The 18,522-nt window shown below is 51.9% G+C and carries 13 protein-coding genes, 1 tRNA gene and 1 pseudogene; 5 read left to right on the top strand and 10 right to left on the bottom strand.

The window, feature by feature from the left end:
- Positions 1–103 precede the first annotated feature (103 nt).
- The 5 genes from Q3C19_RS05755 to Q3C19_RS05775 all read right to left on the bottom strand — a co-directional run bounded on the left by Q3C19_RS05755 (position 104) and on the right by Q3C19_RS05775 (position 10,784).
- The gene (locus Q3C19_RS05755) at positions 104–2,500 is read right to left on the bottom strand and encodes an ABC transporter permease (RefSeq protein WP_302727809.1); all 2,397 of its coding nucleotides are present in this window, start codon (positions 2,498–2,500) and stop codon (positions 104–106) included.
- 235 nt (positions 2,501–2,735) lie between these two features.
- Positions 2,736–5,138 (bottom strand): ABC transporter permease, encoded by a 2,403-nt coding sequence (locus tag Q3C19_RS05760; RefSeq protein WP_302727811.1) that lies wholly within the window; start codon positions 5,136–5,138, stop codon positions 2,736–2,738.
- Positions 5,139–5,336: 198 nt separating this feature from the next.
- Positions 5,337–7,640, bottom strand: coding sequence for an FtsX-like permease family protein (locus tag Q3C19_RS05765; RefSeq protein ID WP_302727813.1), 2,304 nt, complete (start codon positions 7,638–7,640; stop codon positions 5,337–5,339).
- 178 nt (positions 7,641–7,818) lie between these two features.
- On the bottom strand, positions 7,819–9,066 hold the full coding sequence (locus Q3C19_RS05770; protein ID WP_302727815.1) for an efflux RND transporter periplasmic adaptor subunit: 1,248 nt from the start codon (positions 9,064–9,066) through the stop codon (positions 7,819–7,821).
- A 245-nt stretch (positions 9,067–9,311) separates the two neighbouring features.
- Positions 9,312–10,784, bottom strand: a complete 1,473-nt coding sequence (locus Q3C19_RS05775; protein WP_302727817.1) for a TolC family protein — start codon at positions 10,782–10,784, stop codon at positions 9,312–9,314.
- Between the two features lie 212 nt (positions 10,785–10,996).
- Here Q3C19_RS05775 and Q3C19_RS05780 point away from each other — a divergent pair, with 212 nt between their 5' ends.
- From Q3C19_RS05780 to Q3C19_RS18395, 5 genes and pseudogenes are all read left to right on the top strand, one after another.
- Positions 10,997–12,364 (top strand): sigma-54 dependent transcriptional regulator, encoded by a 1,368-nt coding sequence (locus Q3C19_RS05780; RefSeq protein ID WP_302727819.1) that lies wholly within the window; start codon positions 10,997–10,999, stop codon positions 12,362–12,364.
- Positions 12,361–13,323, top strand: a complete 963-nt coding sequence (locus tag Q3C19_RS05785; protein ID WP_302727821.1) for a PAS domain-containing sensor histidine kinase — start codon at positions 12,361–12,363, stop codon at positions 13,321–13,323. The genes Q3C19_RS05780 and Q3C19_RS05785 overlap by 4 nt, the downstream gene beginning before the upstream one ends.
- A 123-nt stretch (positions 13,324–13,446) precedes the next feature.
- A tRNA-Pro gene (locus Q3C19_RS05790) sits at positions 13,447–13,521 on the top strand.
- A gap of 128 nt (positions 13,522–13,649) precedes the next feature.
- Positions 13,650–14,855 (top strand): site-specific integrase, encoded by a 1,206-nt coding sequence (locus Q3C19_RS05795; RefSeq protein ID WP_302727823.1) that lies wholly within the window; start codon positions 13,650–13,652, stop codon positions 14,853–14,855.
- A gap of 22 nt (positions 14,856–14,877) precedes the next feature.
- Positions 14,878–15,006, top strand: a pseudogene (locus tag Q3C19_RS18395) (peptidase S24); the annotation flags it as partial.
- 120 nt (positions 15,007–15,126) lie between these two features.
- Here the strand turns inward: Q3C19_RS18395 and Q3C19_RS05800 are convergent.
- From Q3C19_RS05800 to Q3C19_RS05820, 5 genes are all read right to left on the bottom strand, one after another.
- On the bottom strand, positions 15,127–16,020 hold the full coding sequence (locus Q3C19_RS05800; RefSeq protein WP_302727825.1) for a hypothetical protein: 894 nt from the start codon (positions 16,018–16,020) through the stop codon (positions 15,127–15,129).
- A gap of 173 nt (positions 16,021–16,193) precedes the next feature.
- Positions 16,194–16,484 (bottom strand): hypothetical protein, encoded by a 291-nt coding sequence (locus tag Q3C19_RS05805; protein ID WP_302727827.1) that lies wholly within the window; start codon positions 16,482–16,484, stop codon positions 16,194–16,196.
- On the bottom strand, positions 16,481–16,702 hold the full coding sequence (locus tag Q3C19_RS05810) for a hypothetical protein (RefSeq protein ID WP_302727829.1): 222 nt from the start codon (positions 16,700–16,702) through the stop codon (positions 16,481–16,483). Before Q3C19_RS05810 ends, Q3C19_RS05805 begins: the two co-directional genes overlap by 4 nt.
- Positions 16,699–16,893 carry a hypothetical protein gene (locus tag Q3C19_RS05815; protein ID WP_302727831.1) on the bottom strand — a complete coding sequence of 65 codons (195 nt, stop codon included), beginning with the start codon at positions 16,891–16,893 and terminating at the stop codon, positions 16,699–16,701. The genes Q3C19_RS05810 and Q3C19_RS05815 overlap by 4 nt, the downstream gene beginning before the upstream one ends.
- 582 nt (positions 16,894–17,475) lie before the next feature.
- The gene (locus tag Q3C19_RS05820; RefSeq protein WP_302727833.1) at positions 17,476–18,483 is read right to left on the bottom strand and encodes a hypothetical protein; all 1,008 of its coding nucleotides are present in this window, start codon (positions 18,481–18,483) and stop codon (positions 17,476–17,478) included.
- Between the last annotated feature and the right edge of the window lie 39 nt (positions 18,484–18,522).

An 18,522-nucleotide genomic window follows, 5' to 3' on the forward strand; every position in this document is an offset into this window, starting at 1 on the left:
CTTTTAAAGTTTCTATTATCTATTCTGCTATCTATTATTTACTCACTCCTATCTGTATTCATCCCCCCGGCCCCTCTCCCTGGGAGAGGGGCCGGGGGTGAGGCTACTCATTCTTCATTGCCTCCACCGGCTTCACCCGGTTCAGCATCCAGCCTTGCAGGCAGACGATGAGGGCCGACACGCCCCATACGACAACCAGCGGCCACACAAAGATACCGACCGAAAGCGGGGCACGGTAGGCAAACTGCTCCAGCCAGCGTTGCATCAGCCACCAGGCGACGGGCATGGCCAGCACGTAGGCCACTGCGGCGTAGAGGCAGAAAGGCTTGTTGAGCAGCCAGATGATCTGCCCGCGCGTGGCACCGTGCACCTTGCGGATGCTGATTTCGCGTATCCGCTGGCGAGTGGCATACCAGGCGATGCCGAACAGGCCGAAGTCCGTCAGCAGCAAGCCGATGAGGGCGTAGAATGTCAGCAGGTGCGACAGCGAGAGCACTTTCTCGTTCCGCTCCATGAATTCCCGGTGCATGTCCGTGTAGCGGAAAGGCTGTCCGGGATTCATTTCGTCCCATACGGATTCGATTTGTTGCAAAGCCTCTGTACGACTTTCTGGGCGCAGGCGGATTTGCAGGCAGGCAGCCTTCTGCAAACCGCTTTCGGACAGCAGGCTGACCACAAGCGGCGTCACGGCCTCTTCCAATGAATTGACGGAAAAGTCGCGTACCACACCCGCCACTACAGCCAGACTGTCATCGGCCTCTGCATCGAACTCGCGCAACGAACGTCCGACAGGGTCTGTGCCCACCGGCACCAACTGGCGTACAAAGCTCTCGTTCACTAATACGGGGCGCGCCATCTGCTCCAGCAGGCGGGCAGGCCGCTCGCCGTTCAGTTGCTCCATGTGCAGCGTATGCTGCAGGGACGTATCGCCTTCCAATGCCAGCAGATTGGTATGCACCTCGCTACCGTCGGGGCGTTTCACCGTCAGCTGGCGTATCCAGGCGTTCAGCACCGGCCCGTTGGAGAGCGTCACCGACTCAATGCCCTGCACGCGCTTCTCCAATTCGGCCTTCAGCGGAGCCAACGGGGCGCCGAATCCGTCGCCTATTTCGATGCAGTCCGCGTAGCGGTCGGCCTGCCGTTCGGTCAGCCTCATCTGACGACGAGCCGTCAGGGTGGCCAGCAACAGGCCGATGGAGATAGCAAACTGCACCGTCACCAGCACAGCTACGAAACGTTGCTTGCGCCGTCCGCCGTAGAGCGTGCGGTATTGGCTGAACGACAGACGCGACAGGCGGCGACTGATATACCACGCCGGCACGACCGACATGACCAACACGAACAACAACAGCCACGGCAACATCCGGCTGCTGAAGAAGAATCCCATCGTGAGCCGCGAACCCAGCAGGCCGTTGAACACCGCCAGACAGTCGTTCACCAACAGCATAGAAAGGATGAAGGCCAACACGACCGTCAGGAAAGCGTCGCCGAAGAGTTGCAGGCGGATGCTGCGCAGCGTACCGCCCATCAGCTTCTCCACGTGAATCATGCGCAACTGTTGCAGCAGGCGCGAAAGGCTCATGTTGGTATAGTTGCAGCAGGCGATGACCAGTATCAGCACCGCTGCCAGCAGACTGATGTAAAGCGTCTGCACGGGTGTCTGGCTGATGTAGTCAAGCGTCTGTTGCGAAGCGTCGTCGGGCGTGGTGAAGCAGACGGCTTCCAACGGATCGAGGTGATACTTCGTCTGACCGGGCATCAGGGTAGGAACCTGATCGGCGTTTATCTTATCGGTCAGGCGGACGGCATCCGCCCCCGGCGAAAGCTTCAGCAGCGTCGGGCCACCCCAGTAATCGGAAGTCTGGGCGGTCAGCATGTCAAACTGAAGAAGCGACTGTCCGCGTTCTTCGAGCACCGCCGCCACTTGGTACGTCTGCCTGCCACGGCTTTCGGACTGCACTTCGATGTGCCGTCCGAAGGCTTCGCCGCCTCCGAAGAGCCTGCGGGCACAGGCAGCACTCAGGGCTACCTGATCCGGACGGTGGAGCACCTGCTCCAGACTGCCCTGAGCCGTGCGGTAGTCGAAGAAGCGGGTCAACGTCGTGTCAGCCGAGAGCAGTATCAGGCTGCCGTCCACCTTCTGGCCGTCCACCTTGCAGGAAAGCATATCCAACTTGCCCAGCCGCAGGTAATCCTCCACCTCGGCATAGCTGTCCTTCAGGCGTTGGGGAATGTCGGCAGCGGCATAAGCCACACGCTTTCCCTCGTTCATCGGGTCGTCCTGCCGCAGGAAGACGATACGGTCGCGGTCGGGGTTGCTCCCCTCTAACCCATGTTCATGTACGAAATACGTCATCAGCAGGTTGGTACATGCCAACCCCAAGGCCAGACTGGCCACGGAGACGAGGAAGAACACCTTGTTCCGCCACCAGCTCCTGAGAATCATTTTCAGTGTTACATTCAGTATCATCACATTCTTTCTATTATAATTTCCATTCATTCTTTATTTCTCATTTCTTTTTTCTCCCGGCCTTGGCAATACATTCAAGCCGCAGAAGTCTTTCCATCCCCAGGCATTGTCCGAAGCGAAGGCTGGCTGTTTTGTCGCTGCGCCCTCGCTGCAGTGTTACTGCACCCTCGTTGCAGCGTCACTGCATCGCCTTTGCAGCGTCACTGCATCCGCTTTGCAGCAAGTCATCGGCCTCTTCCCGGCAGGAGAAATGCCAGTCCGGTTTCTACTCACGCTTTATCACTTCGGCGGGATTGACGTGCGCCGCGCGGTGTACCTGCCACATCACGGTGAGCAGCGACAGCAGGGCGGTGATGAGGAAGGCTACAACAAACAGTCCGGGCGTCAGCGGTGCCTTGTGGGCGAAGCCTTGCAAGTAGAGGGTAATGGCCAGCCACGACAGCGGCACGGACACCAACGCCGACACGCCCAGCACCGCCAGATACTTGCGGAGCAGCAGCGGGTAGATGTCGCGCGCCTGGGCACCGTTCACCTTACGCAAGCCTATCTCGCGGCGACGCTGACTGATGTCGAACAGCGCAATGGCCAGCAAGCCCAGCAGCGAAACGAGGATGGCCACGGCGGCGAAGAGCGTATAGATGCGCACCACGCGACGGTCGTCCTCGTACATCTTGGCCAGGACATCTTCTATCAGCGTGTATTTAAAGTCGGTGCGGCCGGTAGCTTCCTCGTACAAGCCGGACAGGAAGTCGATGACGCGCGCCCGGTCTTCGTGGCGGTAGGCGGCGGTCACGGCAGAAAGCCCCCATGTCTCATCTTCATAATAAATGACCATGGGCATGGTAGCCTTGGCCAGGTGTCTCACATTAAAGTCCTTGATGACGCCCACAATCTCGCAAGGCGGATTGTAACGGTCGGGCATCCAGCTTGAGGCAAAATGCTTGCTCTCCGGTTGCAGCTTTTCCCGGGTGATGTCCTTGATGCCCAGTACCCGCTTAGCCGTCTCGTTGATGATGCACTTGAAGCTGTTCCGGGTCCATGCCTCGTCCACGGAGTCGTTCCACAGGCGGCCTTCCACCAGTTGCAAGCCGTACATGTCCATCTCGCGCCGGCTCATGTTGGCGACCAACGCCTGATGAAAGCCATTTTCAGCCCGTTCAAGGGCAAAGTTCTTCAGCCTTCCTTCACCGAGCAGCAAGTCTGTGCTGCGACACCAATGCTCGAAGAGTGTAGTCCCGGCCATACGGCGGTTCACCAGTTCGCGGTTGGCTCGTTGCCGTTTACCCTCGTCCAGCATATTTTCCTTGCTGTCCTTGTACAGGCTCAGCGAGTTGTGATACATAGTGGCGTTGATGATGTCGTGCGTGCGGAAGCCCAGGTCGGCATGCAGCATGTAGTCCAGTTGCTTGACAAAGAACAGCGAGACGCTGATGATGAAGATAGTCAGCACGTACTGCACGCCCAGGAACACCATGCGCGAACGCACGGACACGCGCGAGGTCGTGATGGCGCGGATGGAGTTGACGGGCAGGCTGCGGGTGAACTTCAGGTAGGGATATACGGTGGTGAGCAGCGGCAGCACCCAGAGTACGATGGCCGAGACTAACAGGTCGAAGCGCACGTCGGAGACCACAGGGATGTAGAGTTCGTTGTAGAACAGGTAACGGGTCACTTCCAGAATGGTCCAGCACAGCAGCAGAGCAAAGCCCGCCAGCAACATGTTCTCCACATAAATCTGTACGAAGATAGCTGCCTTGCCCGCCCCGAACACCTTCTTAATGCCGAACTCGCGCGAACGGCGCGACATAATGACGGTGTAGATGTTGACAAAGTTCAGCAGACCGATGAGGCCCACCAGGAAGGCGACTGCTGTCAGCACGCTGATGTAGCCCGGATTACCGAAGCGGTACATGGGATTGTCCCTTTCGAGGTCGGTGTCGAAGTAGAGTTCCGACAGGGGCAGGTATTCGTAGTGCATGGTCTGGTAGGTGGCCCACTTGTCGCGCGGCACCTCCTTACCGTGCTTTTGGTTCAGCGTCTTCAGGTCGTAGCCGGGCACCATGCGCAGGGCGTAGCAGGGGCTATAGAAGAGGAAGTCATCTACCTCGTCGGACATGAACAACTGGGGCTGCCAGGAAGTCTTGGTGGCAGGGTCGTCCACCACGCCGATGATGGTGAACTTCCGTCCCTGCCCGTTGGTGAAGCTGCCTCCCACCACCGGCCTGCCCTGTAGTACCTCTTCCCAGAAGGCGCGGGTGATGACCACGTCGCCCGGCCGGCGGATGCGGTTACTGCCCGTCAGTACCTTATAAGGAAACATCTTGAAGAAGGTGCTGTCGATGGAGAACACCCGGCTCTGCACCTGCTGCTTGCCGAAGACCAGCGTCAGGTTGCTCACCGGAGTATAGGCCGTAAACTCCTCCACCGCCGGGTCTTCTTCCAGCCCCGAGCGGTAACCACTTAATGAGCATTCACCGTTGCTCACAATTCTCTTCACCAGACAGATACGTTCATAGTCGGGGAAACACCGGTTCACCGTGTTCTCTTGATGGATGTAGCGCGCAATGGTCAGCACGCAGGCCAGGCTGACGGCCAGCCCCACTACATTGAGCGCCGTGTAAGCCCTGAACTTCAGCAGGGCGTTGATGGATAGGATAAGCAGTCTCATAGGCATTCACAGCCTCACCCCCGACCCCTCTCCCAAAAAGAGGGGAGGCTGGGCTACGGCTTTCGTTTTAGGTTATTGTTATCTGTTCTTTATTCCTTTTTTAGTTGACAAGGGAATAAGGCTTCAGACTACGAGGACAGAGCTTATATCAGCTTTGTTCTTCTCCATCCTCCTCAACTTGTTCACTCGTTAACTAATTCATTCTCTCTTCACCACCTCCGCCGGATTCTCATTCGCCGCCCGCCATACGCGCCAGCCGATGCACAGAGCCACCAACAGCGCCATGCCAAAGAAGATGACGGCATAGAGCCACCAACTGAGAGACGTTTGTTCCACATAACTCTCCAGCCAGCGCTTCATCAGCACATAGCCCACGGGGAAGGCCACCACGGCAGCAACGGCAAGCAACGACAGGTATTCGCGGGCAAAGAGGCCGAGGATGTCCCCTACCCGTGCCCCGTTCACCTTACGGATGGCTACCTCCTTGCGGCGACGTTCACAACTCAGGGTAATCATGGAGAAGATGCCGAAGGCAGATACCAGGATACAGACAATGGAAACGAAAGTCAGCAGGTGCAGCAACAAGCTTTCGGCCTTGAGGTAAGCATTATATTCGTCCATGACGTTTACTAACCAGTAATCCACTTCAGGATAATATTGGGTAAAGAGGCTGTCCACCCGATGACGGAGTTCAGACCAGGCGCCTTCGTGATACTTCAGCAAGATGTGGTCTCCGCTTGTCCAGTCAAACCGTCTCACGTAAAGGGTGGGTTGAACAGGAATGGTAGGTGCTGTGATGTGGAAGTCGCGTACCACGCCGACGACCGTGGCTTTCTGCTTGTTGCTACTACAAGTAAGGGACATCCCTATCGGATTGGATATGCCCATAGCCCGTACGGCCGACTCATTCAGCATGACCTGCCCTTCACCGGCGTCCTGACGGATAAAGTCACCTGCGGCCAGGCGGATGCCGTAGAAAGCGGCAAGCGTATCGTCCAGGCAAGTCATGCGTGTGCCCTCCATTTTGAGATCCTCCGGTTTCCCCTCCCAGTCGATGGAAGTGGCACCTCTGGCTCCTTCGGGCAGAAGACCGTAATAACCAGTGAGCACCCGGCTGACGAAAGGCATCTGCCGGACCCGATTTACAATCTCCTCTTCCGAATTGTCAGGATAGAGAAAGGTAAAGGCGGCGATGTTGCGGCGTTCCCAGCCCAGGTCGGTATGTTGCAAATAGTTCAGCTGTTTCATCAGCACCACCGTACAGAAGATGGCTAGCAGACTGATGAATAGCTGCAGGCCCACCATCACCTTGAGACGGCGCCCCGACCGGCTACGTTCAGGCTGCAGGGAAGAATAGCGGAAAACGAAGGGCAGCAACAATACCAGGGAGAGTGCCAGCACCATCAGGAAATAGAGCAGCGACTCACCATACACGTTGCCCTCCACGCCCGAAAGTCGCTGGAAAGACGGTTGCAACAACTCGACCAGCACAAAGCCTAAGAAACCTGAAAGCAGGACGAGCAGGGAATATTCGGTGGTGAGCATTGCGAAGAGCCCCCTACCGGAAGAGCCGCACACGCGCCGCAAGGCCAGCTCACGACGACGAATGTCCATACGCGAGAGAAACAAAGCCAAGTGATTGAACAGCGAACAGAGGATGATCAGCCCGCCCGCCGCGGCAAACAGCACAAGGTAGGAGAAGCTGACAAGCCGCTCCTCGTTGAACGAAGCCTGACGGACTTCGGAAAGAGGCATCAGTCGAAGGCGGCCGGTAATCTTGCGGTAGCGATCGTCTGTCTGCTCGGCATAAGCACGGAACTTCTCTTCCAGAGCCTTGGGTGACACACCCGGGGCAAGACGTACCACCACCTCGAAACCTGCATTATACCACTCGTTCTGCCATTTGCGGAAGTAAGCTCCCTCGCAGATAAATCCGAACGAAAAATTGCTGTGCGGCAGGTCATTGACAATGGCACAGACAGTGACTTCCTGATCGTTATACTCAACTTTACGGCCAAGCACGTCCGTCGTGCCGAATAACCGTTGCGCCGTCCGCTCCGTCAGGGCTACCTGTCCGTCCGTATAAAGGAAATCGGGGGTACCTGCCAATATATGAATGCCGAAGAGGTTCATAAAGCAGGAGTCCAACTGCATGCTGGGAAGTTCCAGTGCAGGCTGTCCCTCCAAGCCCAGCTCCCAATTCGGATAGCGGGTGAAAGCACAGGCTGCCTCCACTTCGGGGAACTCCTCCTTCAACAATGTGGAGACGGGATAAGACACATTGGGCGACAGTCCTCCGGCCTCGATAACAGATTCGGTATAGAGCAGGTACATACGGTCTGCCGCTTCGTAACGGCTGTCGAACGATGCTTCATAGTGCATCCACAGGTTAGCAAAGGCGAAGCAGGCAAAGCCAACGGCTATCCCCACAACATTGACGGCGGTCTGCGTGCGATACTTCAGCAGGTTGCGCCAAGCGATTTTAAGATAGTGTAGTATCATAAGCGTTTGCGGCCTCACCCCCGACCCCTCTCCCAGGGAGAGGGGAGGTGGGGTTACGGCTTTCTATTTATAGTTATTATTATCTATTCAATTATTCTTATCCATTTATTTCGTACGACATCGAATCATCCATCCCCTACCTCCCCTCTCCTTAGGAGAGGGGCCGGGGATGAGGCCCCTACAACACCAGCTCCTCCGCATCCCCGAAGTTATCGTATCCGGTCGTAATCACCCAGTCACCGGGTTGGAGGCCGTCGGTCACCTCGTATTGCTGCGGGTTCTGGCGGCCGATGGTGATGGGCACACGTACGGCACGTGTCTTGTCCTTGTTCAGTTTGTATATCCACTGGCCACCCGTGGCCTGGTAGAAATTGCCGCGAGGGATGACGAGGGCATCCTCAGGCTGACCGAGTTCGATCTGCACACGAAAGCTCTTGCCCACGCGGACGTTGTCGGGCATGTCGGCAGTGAAGACGAGATCGACGTCGAACATGCGGTCCTTCACCTCGGGCACCACCTTGGTGATCTTCAGTGGGTAGCGCTTGCCCTGGTAGAGGACGGTGGCGGGCAGGCCGGTGGTGATGCGGTCGATGTAGTATTCGCTGAGCGAGGTGTGCACCTTGAACTGGTCGAGCACCTTGATCTCGGCAATGCTTGCGCCGGACTGTACCTGCTGGCCGGGGGTGACGCTGACGAAGCTGAGCTGTCCGCCGATGGGGGCGCACACCACGAGGTCGTCAAGGCGGCGGCACGAACGTTCGTACTTCTTGCGTTCGCGCTCACGGTCGTTCAGCAGCAGGTCGCGGCGGATGATGGAGACGGCCGAGTCGTGGCGCAGGCTCTGACGTTGCAGGCGGGCGGTCTTCTCCTTGTAGCGGTACTCGTCTTCAGCGACCTGAAGCTGGGCCTTGCTCTTGATGCCCATACGATACTCCTCTTCCTCCAGCTCGAAGCTCTTGCGCAGTTTCTCCAGCTCGTAGTCGGTCTGCAGGGCCTGCTGCTGGAGGGTGAGGCTCTGCTGCTCCATCTCAATCTCTTTCTCGCGGTAGGTGATGAGCTGTTTCTCCCACTCGTCGCGCTGGTCTTCGATGGTGCGAAGCAGGTCGAGGTTCTCCAGTACAAGGATGGTGTCGCCCTGTTTCATCATGTTGCCCTCTTCGCCAACGATGCGGCTCACGCTGCCCGCCTCGCGGGCGTTGACCTTGATGGTGAGGATGGGCTGCACGAGTCCTTCGACGTCGACATACTCCATGAACTTGTCGTTCTTCACTTCGGCCATCTGGAGGCTTTCGGAATCGATGCGCAGCTTGCGGGGGCCGGCGGAAAGGATGATGACGTAGATCAGGAAAGCCAGGAAAGCTACGCCTCCGGCCAGGTAGTAGCGGTAGCGGATGTACCAGGGTTTCTTTTCGAGTTTGATGTCCATAAACGTATTGTGTATTTATATTTTTATTTACAGGTAAGGCAGGCTGACTGCCACGGTATACGACCGAGGGGGTCTCAGTCGTATACTTAGGGTATCTCGGTCCTATACTGAGGGTGCCTCAGTCGTATGGTGAGGGGGTCAACATCTATCTACTTCATATTCAAGGATTTGCATTTTGTCTTATTCTTGGTTATAATAGTTTACAATCGGCGGGGTCCGATGAGGCTTCCGGCGCGGGCGGTGGGCTATCGGAGCAGGGCCTCCAGGTCTTCTTCCAGCGGGCGGCCGTGCTCGAAGTCGTAGAGCGTCAGGCTGCGCAGGGTGTAGTAGAGGCTCCAGTAGTCGTAGAGGGCGGTGATGTAGGCGCGCCGGGCGGAGTCTTTCTCGGTGATGGAGGCGTTGAGGTCGAGCACGGTGGACTGGCCCAGCAGGTAGAGCCTTCGTGCCACGTCGGCACGGCGCCGGGCGGTGGTGTCGGTGCGGGCGGCTATGTGGACTCGCTGCGCCTGCAGGTTGAACTGCTTCACCAGCTTGCGGATGTTCAGGTCGAAGTCGGTCTTGTCCTGCTCCACTTGGGTCTGCACCAAGTCACGGTTGCTCTTTGCCACCCGTACCTGACCCTTCCCGCGCCCCCAGTCGAGGATGGGCAGCGAGATGCCCAGACTGACGTACTGCTGGTCCATGGGGTTCTGCCAGGCTTCCTTCCAGCGGTCGGAGGTCTGCGTCAGTCCGAAACGCAGGTAGATGTCGGCCTTCAGTCCGGCGTTGGCCCGTGCCTGGGCCACGGCGCTCTCGCTCTCCAGGCGGCGGCGCTGCATGTTGTCTATGTCGGGGCTGTTCTGCGTGGCCAGCATCAGGGCCTCGTGAAGGTCTACGTTCAGGTCGGGCACGAAGTCGTCGATGCTGACCTTCAGCTCCACGTCCTGCTGGATGCCCAGGTAGGAGCGGAGTTCCTGCATGGCGTTGTCCACCTCGATGCGTGCGTTCATGCGGTTGGTTTCCTCGGTCAGCTTGTTCAGTTCGAGCTGCAGCATTTCGTTCTCGCTGATGGTGCCGATGTCGTAACGGCCGCGTGCATATATATATAATGTGTCGGCGTTGGCGTAGTTGGTGCTGGCTATCTCGTAGTTGCTCTGTGCGGTGGCCAGGGCGAAGAACTTCTGCGTAGCGGCAGCGGCCACCAGCTCCAGTGTTTCGGCATAGCGCTTGCGGGCCTCACGGTAGCGCAGGGGTTCGATGCGGCGGTTCCACTTCAGCGAGTTATAGCCGAAGAGCGACTGCGAGTAGCCGATGTTGACGGGCGAGGTCTGGTAGGAATGGCTGTCGTCGCTGAAGAGGTCGATGCGCTGGGCGGACGTTTCCACAAAGAAGGTGCCGCCCGTCCAGGGCACGTTCTGCGTCAGGCTCAGGGTGAGGTTGGTGCTTAGCAGATTCTGTTCGACAAACTTCACGCTACCGTCGCCCATCGTCACCTTGTTGATGGCACGGTCCAGGTAAGGGCTAGAGGTCAGCGTCAGGTTGGGCAGATAGTTGGCGCGGTAGTAGCGGTAGTTCCAGTACGAAGAGCGGAAACTGTGGCGGGCGCTTTGGGCATCGGGCGATTGCTGCTGGGCGTGGCGGATGGTCTGTTGCAGGTTCAGTTCCATCGTCTCCTGCGCCTGCACGGCGGCGCAGAGGGCGCAGGCCGTTCCTATTGTCAGTATGATACGTTTAAGCATAATCTTTTCATTTATTTACGAAAAGAGTATCAAAAGCTGTGCCAAACGTGTATCATCCTAATTGTCTGACGATTACGAAAGACAAGGAATCATCCTCCGCGTGCACTATCGCACAAAAATAGTGCGGAACCGCACGCACAGCACAAGGATATTATCACTATCTTTGCAGCGGCACACAGCTGTGCCGTCACCGTTTACGAAAGAACATAATTATGGAAAACTTAGGTAAAATACTGATTGTGGACGACAACGAAGACGTGCTCTTTGCCCTGAACCTGCTGCTGGAGCCCTATGCTGAGAAGATAAAGGTCATCACCGGCCCCGACCGGCTGGAACACTTCATCACCACCTTCCACCCCGACATCATCCTGCTCGACATGAACTTCAGCCGCGATGTGGTGAGCGGACAGGAAGGCTTCGACTGTCTGAAACAGATTCTGCACATCGACCCCCAGGCAGTTGTCATCTTCATGACCGCCTACTCGGACACCGACAAGGCAGTGCGTGCCATCAAGGCAGGAGCCACCGACTTCATCCCCAAACCCTGGGAGAAGGAAAAGCTGCTGGCCACCCTGTCGTCGGGCATCAAGCTACGCCGCTCCCGACGCGAAGTCAGCCTGCTGAAGGAACAGGTCGAAGCACTGAGCGACGGAAATGCCGACGAGCGCATCATCGGCGAGTCACCGGCCATGCACACGGTCTTCGACACGGTGGACAAGCTGCGCGACACGGACGCCAACATCCTCATCCTGGGCGAGAACGGAACGGGGAAGGACGTCATTGCGCGCCTGCTCTACCGCAATTCGCCCCGCTGCGGCCGTCCGTTCGTCACCATCGACCTGGGAAGCATCCCCGAACAGCTGTTCGAAAGCGAACTGTTCGGCTACGAAAAGGGGGCCTTCACCGATGCCCGCAAGGCCAAGGCAGGCCGCATGGAAGTAGCCACGGGCGGTACGCTCTTTCTGGACGAAATAGGCAACCTGTCCCTGCCCATGCAGGCCAAGCTGCTCACCGCCATCGAGAAACGGCAGATCAGCCGCTTGGGCAGCACGCAAGCCATACCGATCGACGTACGACTGATCTGTGCCACCAATGCCGACATCCGCCGCATGATAGAAGAAGAACGCTTCCGCCAGGACCTGCTCTACCGCATCAACACCATCGAGCTGCACATCCCTCCCCTGCGCGAACGTGGAGAAGACATCCTGTTGCTGGCCGACTACTTTCTGCAACGCTACGCCCGCAAATACCAAAAGGAGATGCGTGGCCTGACGCGCGAAGCCAAGAACAAACTGATGAAGTACGCCTGGCCGGGCAACGTACGCGAACTGCAGCACACCATGGAACGTGCCGTCATCCTGGGCGACGGCTCGCTGCTGCGCCCCGAGAACTTCGTCTTCCAGGCCACCACTCCCCGCCCCCGCAAGGAAGAACAGGAAGTCCTCAACCTGGAACAGCTGGAACGGCAAGCCATCGAACGTGCCATGCGCCTGAGCGAAGGCAACGTCAGCCGGGCTGCCGAATACCTGGGTATTACCCGCTTTGCCCTGTATCGTAAACTGGAAAAATTAGGCCTATGAAACGTTATTCCCTTGTCGTCATTCTGCACATCATCGGCATCTGCCTGCTGTCCGTCGTCATCTATCTGCTGGTACAGGAACGATTGTGGTTCAGCGCACTGATGGCTTTCCTCTTCCTGTTGGCGCTTGCCATCCACCTCTACCGGATGCAGCTGATACAGATACGCATGATGCGCCACTTGGCCGAAAGCCTGCGGTTCGACGACATGATGCTGTCGTTCCGGTCTCCCTACCGCAACCGCTCCATGGAGACCATGACCCTGGAACTGTCGGAAGCCATGAAGAACTTCCGTACCCGCATTCTGGAACGCAACGAGATGGATGCCTGGCAGAAACTGATCCGGGTACTGACCCACGAGATCATGAACTCCATCACCCCCATCATATCCCTGTCGGAAACCCTGAGCGAACGCGAGATGAATGAAAAGAACTATCCCATCATGAAGCAGGGTATGCAGACCATTCATCGCCGTAGCAAAGGCTTGCTCGAATTTGTCGAGAACTACCGCAAACTGACACGCCTCCCCTCGCCTGTCCGCCGCCCCGTCTCCGTACGCGAACTGCTGCTTGACCTACACAAGCTCTATCCCGAGGAATACATCCACATCGAACTTCCCCAACAGGACCGCATCATCCAGATAGACCGCGCACAGATCGAGCAGGTATTAATCAATCTGATAAAGAACGCGATGGAAGCATGTGGCAAAAAGCAGAATCCGCGGATAGATATCAAAGTCGTCCCCGGCTTTGCCTGGCAATGCCTGATAACAGTCAGCGACAACGGCGACGGCATCCTACCCGACGTACAGGACAAGATATTCGTTCCCTTCTTCAGCACCAAACCCAACGGCTCCGGCATCGGACTTAGCCTGTGCAAACAGATTATGAACCGCCACGGAGGCAACATCACCGTACAGTCCGTCACCGGACAAGGCTGCAGCTTCACTCTGGAGTTCTAACCCGCATTTTTTATCTACAGAAAATCAAAGGATTACAAAAAAACAATCAGAAAGTTACCAAAACATTTGGCACATATCACTAAAAATACTACCTTTGCACTCGCTTTTAAGAAATAAAGCATTCGGGGTGTAGCGCAGTCCGGTTAGCGCACCTGCTTTGGGAGCAGGGGGTCGTGGGTTCGAATCCCGCTACCCCGACAAAAGGTCGGATTTCATTGGAAATCAGGCCTTTTTTCTTTAAATAAGGGTTCTTTTTCCTGTCTGAAAATGTCTGGATTTGTCTGGTTCATAAATCGTCAAAAACAACTAGTCAAAAAAGGATAATTATGGGAAAGAAGAAAATCATAGTATTGCCACACCTGGTGGATGCTGGTGGTGATTTGACCAAGGATTGGTTCGTGGAGTATTCATGTCGTGACCCACGTACCGACAAACTAAAACGGTTCAGAGAATATGGCGGCTTTAGAAAATTGAAGTCTGCCAAAGAAAGATATGCCCTAGCACAAAAAATCATATCGGACATAAAAGACAAAATGGTTTCTGGGTGGACGCCATTTAAAGAAGAGATGCTTACGTATCAGGACGCACTCATTTTACAGGTGCAGGCTGACCGATGGGGACGTGAACGAGAATCATTGCCTACCATCCGCATATATTTGTCGGAGTTCCTTGATGCGAAAAAAGCTACCGTTATTGCACATTCTTATCAAACTTATCGCTCAAAACTGCGCATTTTTGCAGAATGGGCTGAACATCAGAAGTTGGATGACATTCATATTAGTTGCATCACGAGAGAACATATTTGCGACTTCCTGCAATACATGGTGGAACATAATCAGACATCAAAACGAACGGTTCTGAAGTATAAACAAATCTTGCATGGATTTTTTGACTACATGATCCAAGCAAAAAGAATCGTGTTGACCAATCCTGTACATGACATTCCTGATATGGGCAGACTAACCGATGAAGCACCCCGCCCCATCCCGGAAAAAGACAGATCCGTACTAACAGCCTACATGAGAAGGAATGATCCACAGCTTTGGCTATTTTGCCAAATGGAGTATTATTGCGCTATACGCCCAAACGAATTACGACAACTACGCATTCAGGATATCGATTTCACCAGACGACTTATCCGTGTCCCTTGTACGATCAGTAAAAACCGACAAACAGAACTGGTCAATATGCCTAACCAATTATACGATGTATTGGTTGCACTAAAAGTGAATGAGCTGGCAGGAGAATTATATTTATTCTCCAGTAATGGACAACCAGGAATAACTATGCTTGGAAAAAACAATTTTCGCTTCCGCTTCAACCGCATACGAAACCGACTCGGATTGCCACCCGAATACAAGCTATACAGTTTCAAACATACTGGAGGTGTAGAACTGGTAAATGCCGGTGTAGATACTTGGGAACTACAACGCCATTTCCGTCATAAATCCATCGACACAACCGAACGGTATATTCGAAGGAATTTTGCAGTAAAAAGCGATAAAATAAAAAATCACTTCCCAGATATTTGATAATATTCCTACATTTGCCACCATGAAAAAGAACATCGAAATACACCTTGTGGACTTATCCACATCGTTTCCTTACGCCGAAGAGGGTATCCGAGCTGGATTTCCTACTTCGGCAAAAGATTGCATGGAACAAGCTATTGACTTGAACAAAATACAAGAGTGTATTCATATACATTTCACCTATAGTAGAAAATGTTTCATATATTTATACTCTTGCACTTATATGATTGCATCTTTAATTAGTGCCATATTAATGATAAATTAGAGTTATTCAGTCCGATGTCTTATCTAGTATAGGTAAAATTGACAGAGAATCTATATCTAACATTTCCTTTAACTCTTGATTTGTAATATTAGTTCTCAAAACTTTTGTTTTGGAGGAACGTTCGATTACTTTTTCAATCCTAATAACTGATTGTTCTTTATTCTTATATAAGGTGTTATCAACAACTCTAACAAAACGTAACTTTTTATTTACAGCACGAGGGGATATTGCAATATTCAAACCTGCCTGCCCACCTAATTGAACAGAAGGATATACAATTCCATCAATTTTTTTCCCCTCACTATTTAATATTGTAGTTGCTATAGTAGCAGAAATGAGATATTCTTTAGGATCATTTACTGTCTTGCTGAACTCTGAGCTGATAAACCTAAATACATCTTTATCTTCTTCTGGTAATAATTTTGATTCAATTTCAAACGCTTTTCGTAAATAATTCAACAGCATGTTATTCTGTATACCTGGAAATGTTGTGTCTGCTATAAATGAAATCACATTTAAAGGTTTTACAACCTCCCAATATGATATTGAAAATTTCTCTCGTCCAATCGATTCTTTTCCTTTACGACAAAGAGAAGAACACTCACATACTGAAATAACCCTTGCGTTCTCAAGGTGTGATTGATTATCTGATATGACACCATAGAACACCGTATTTCCTGCTAAAGTTGCCCTTTGCATCGAATTACACATTTTAATTGGTCGATATGTCATTTGACTGCGTTTTGTAAAATTACCGCCCTTTCGGGTACGAAGTATATACACGCCTTTATTTACAGAAGATAATATTGTTAATATAGGCTTTAGCTCTAAAATTCTTATTATATCTTCGGGAGAACTATTATTAAAATCTATGTGCTTAAGTTTATTCAATATATCCATAAAGAAATTATAATCTAAAATTCATTATTCAATTTTATTTATTGCGAATATAAGCCCCTTTTATTTTATAGCCAAATTGATTCGAATATAATAAATCCCCGACAACTTTTCAGCTGCCGGGGTACTTGTCAGCGACAAGCAAAACTTCTACGTCGCTAAGATAACTATTATTTCTATATTTTTTCGTACAAAACCCAGAAAGGTTGTCCGCAAACGTATTCGATGGCAAAGCGGGCTTCGGTGAGCTGCCTGGCCAATTCGTTGGCCGGAACATCGATGATGTTCTGCAGGTCGTACTGAAGTTCGGCGGTGGTCTTGTAGACTTTCTGCGAAGTAGCCCCGATGGGTGCGTAGTTCTGGCGGAGAAAATCAGCAATTGCGGTATGACGTTTTTGTTCTTCCTGCTTCTGCTTGTCGTCTTCGTCCTGCTCCTGGTAGTGACGGAAACCAATTTTCTTGCTCATCCCCTACCTCCTTTCTGTCCTACAAAACATTTCATTTCTTGCTGGAAATATATCAGTTCACTGATTATTTTGAGACGTGCGTTTGCGTCATCGTTGTCATTACAAGCGATGCTTTCTACACTGCGTTGCAATACGTCTATCCATAACTCAGCTCCGCCAGTCTGCCAACGGTTGAGGGTATCCACTACATCGGGAGTCATTTCTACAGGCTTATTCATCGTTCACCTCCTTCCTGAAAGGTGATGTTCACAGTACCACCGGAAACATAGAAAACAATGGAGTTATCACGCTTGGCAGCATGGATGCGCTTGCGGCCTTCGCAAAGCTGGAGGCCAAGATCAGACAATAGTTTCTGAACTTTTTCGACGGATACGTAGCGTCCGCGTTCACTTGATTTGTTCTTTTTCATTTTGTTGAGCAATTAAATGAAACAAATAGGTTAATAATACGGGAAAGCGGCCCTTTCAGTACCCAAAAAATTAAGGAACTTGCCTAAAAAACGAAAGTTCCGCTTTCCCGTTGCTCAACACCTGATACAGGCTGGGAGGCCATTAAGCACTCCACACGGGGGTCGGAACTTATATGGTTAACCGATAGGCATAAAAAATGCCAACGGCAATCGGTTGGCGAACGTCTCGTCGCCTGTATCAAATGTTGAGCACTGCAAATATAGGGATAGTTTTTGGAATAGCAAGAAAAATACAATGCAAAAACAACTCTAATTTGTCATTTAACAGAATTGATTTGTAGGAATATCAAGTTCTCACTATATTTGTCGCAACAACATCAGCAACATGTTAGACATTATCAGAAATATCATTGCTTTTATAAGTACTTTTATAGTTATTAGTACTTCTACCATGTTGCTGGTACAAGGTATCGTATGCTGTATAACCTGTAATTGGTCTTGCAAAAAAAATACCGATTATAGGATTGTTATAATCGGTATTATTGTAGCTTTGTTGCTTATTCCTTTTTACTATTTTCCTGCTTAATATTTGTCTCGGCCTTCATTTTTTGCTTTAAGAATGTCTATTATTTGTTGAAGGTCTTCAGGCTTCTTTATTTGGAGGGAATCCATAGCTCTTGCTGCAGCTTTTACTAATTCTCTGTCTGCTTCCCGATCAAAGAAGTTATTAATCTCTCCAATTAAACCATCAGTATGAATATCTAGTTCTTTATATTTTATTCCACCCCCATTTAAAAAGACTATAAACATACCGAACAACAAAAGTTTATTCCAACCCTTAGTAGAAAGCTTCAACCATCCTGGTGACTCCATTTGAATTTTCATTGTCAAAGAGCCATCAGATGGTATGCCATGATTCCTACAGAAGTTATCGATCAAAATCGAAATTGCTTTTAAATCGCAGAAATCATCCAGCGAAACATCTTTTTGGGTTCGAATTCGTAATACAAGGTTATATATATCATCTTTGACATAGAAATCATTAATCACACTATCTACATATGCAGCATAGTTAGTAACATCAGACAATATATGCCTTGAAGTGAACATAAGTTGCAGATTGGGTGGGAGAAAGGAACGCCTTCCGTAATAATGCCAATCTATTTTTCTTCTTTTTGTAAATTCGCAATGATGTTCACTGTCAATAATAGGATTTTGCTCTTCGTACAAATCACTTTTTACTACTCCAATAGCAACATGTGTGGCACTTGAAGAAGGTATTATCACTACATCGCCTATTTTGATATCACGGGTAAATCGTAATATCTGAGCTACTGGATAGCCTGTGTTTTGTATGGTTGGGTATTTTTCGCTGAACTTGATTTTCAACTGTTCTTTTGCTTCATTATCTGTAACCGGAAGATGCTGTAAATAATCAAGTGTTATATCATTATAGCCTACAGCAACATAATTGTTTCTTGTAAAATCTCCATAATAAGACCCACCCATAGTACGAATCATCCAGTACTTTCGTGTGTTATTGATATTATTTAGTGCATGAATTAAAGAATCAAATTCAAGATATTCCATTCGTTAATATATGGCGAACCCCTCACTACAGCGCGCCAA

The sequence above is a fragment of the Bacteroides sp. ET489 genome, assembly GCF_030518095.1.
GTDB classification, from domain to species: Bacteria; Bacteroidota; Bacteroidia; order Bacteroidales; family Bacteroidaceae; genus Bacteroides; species Bacteroides ndongoniae.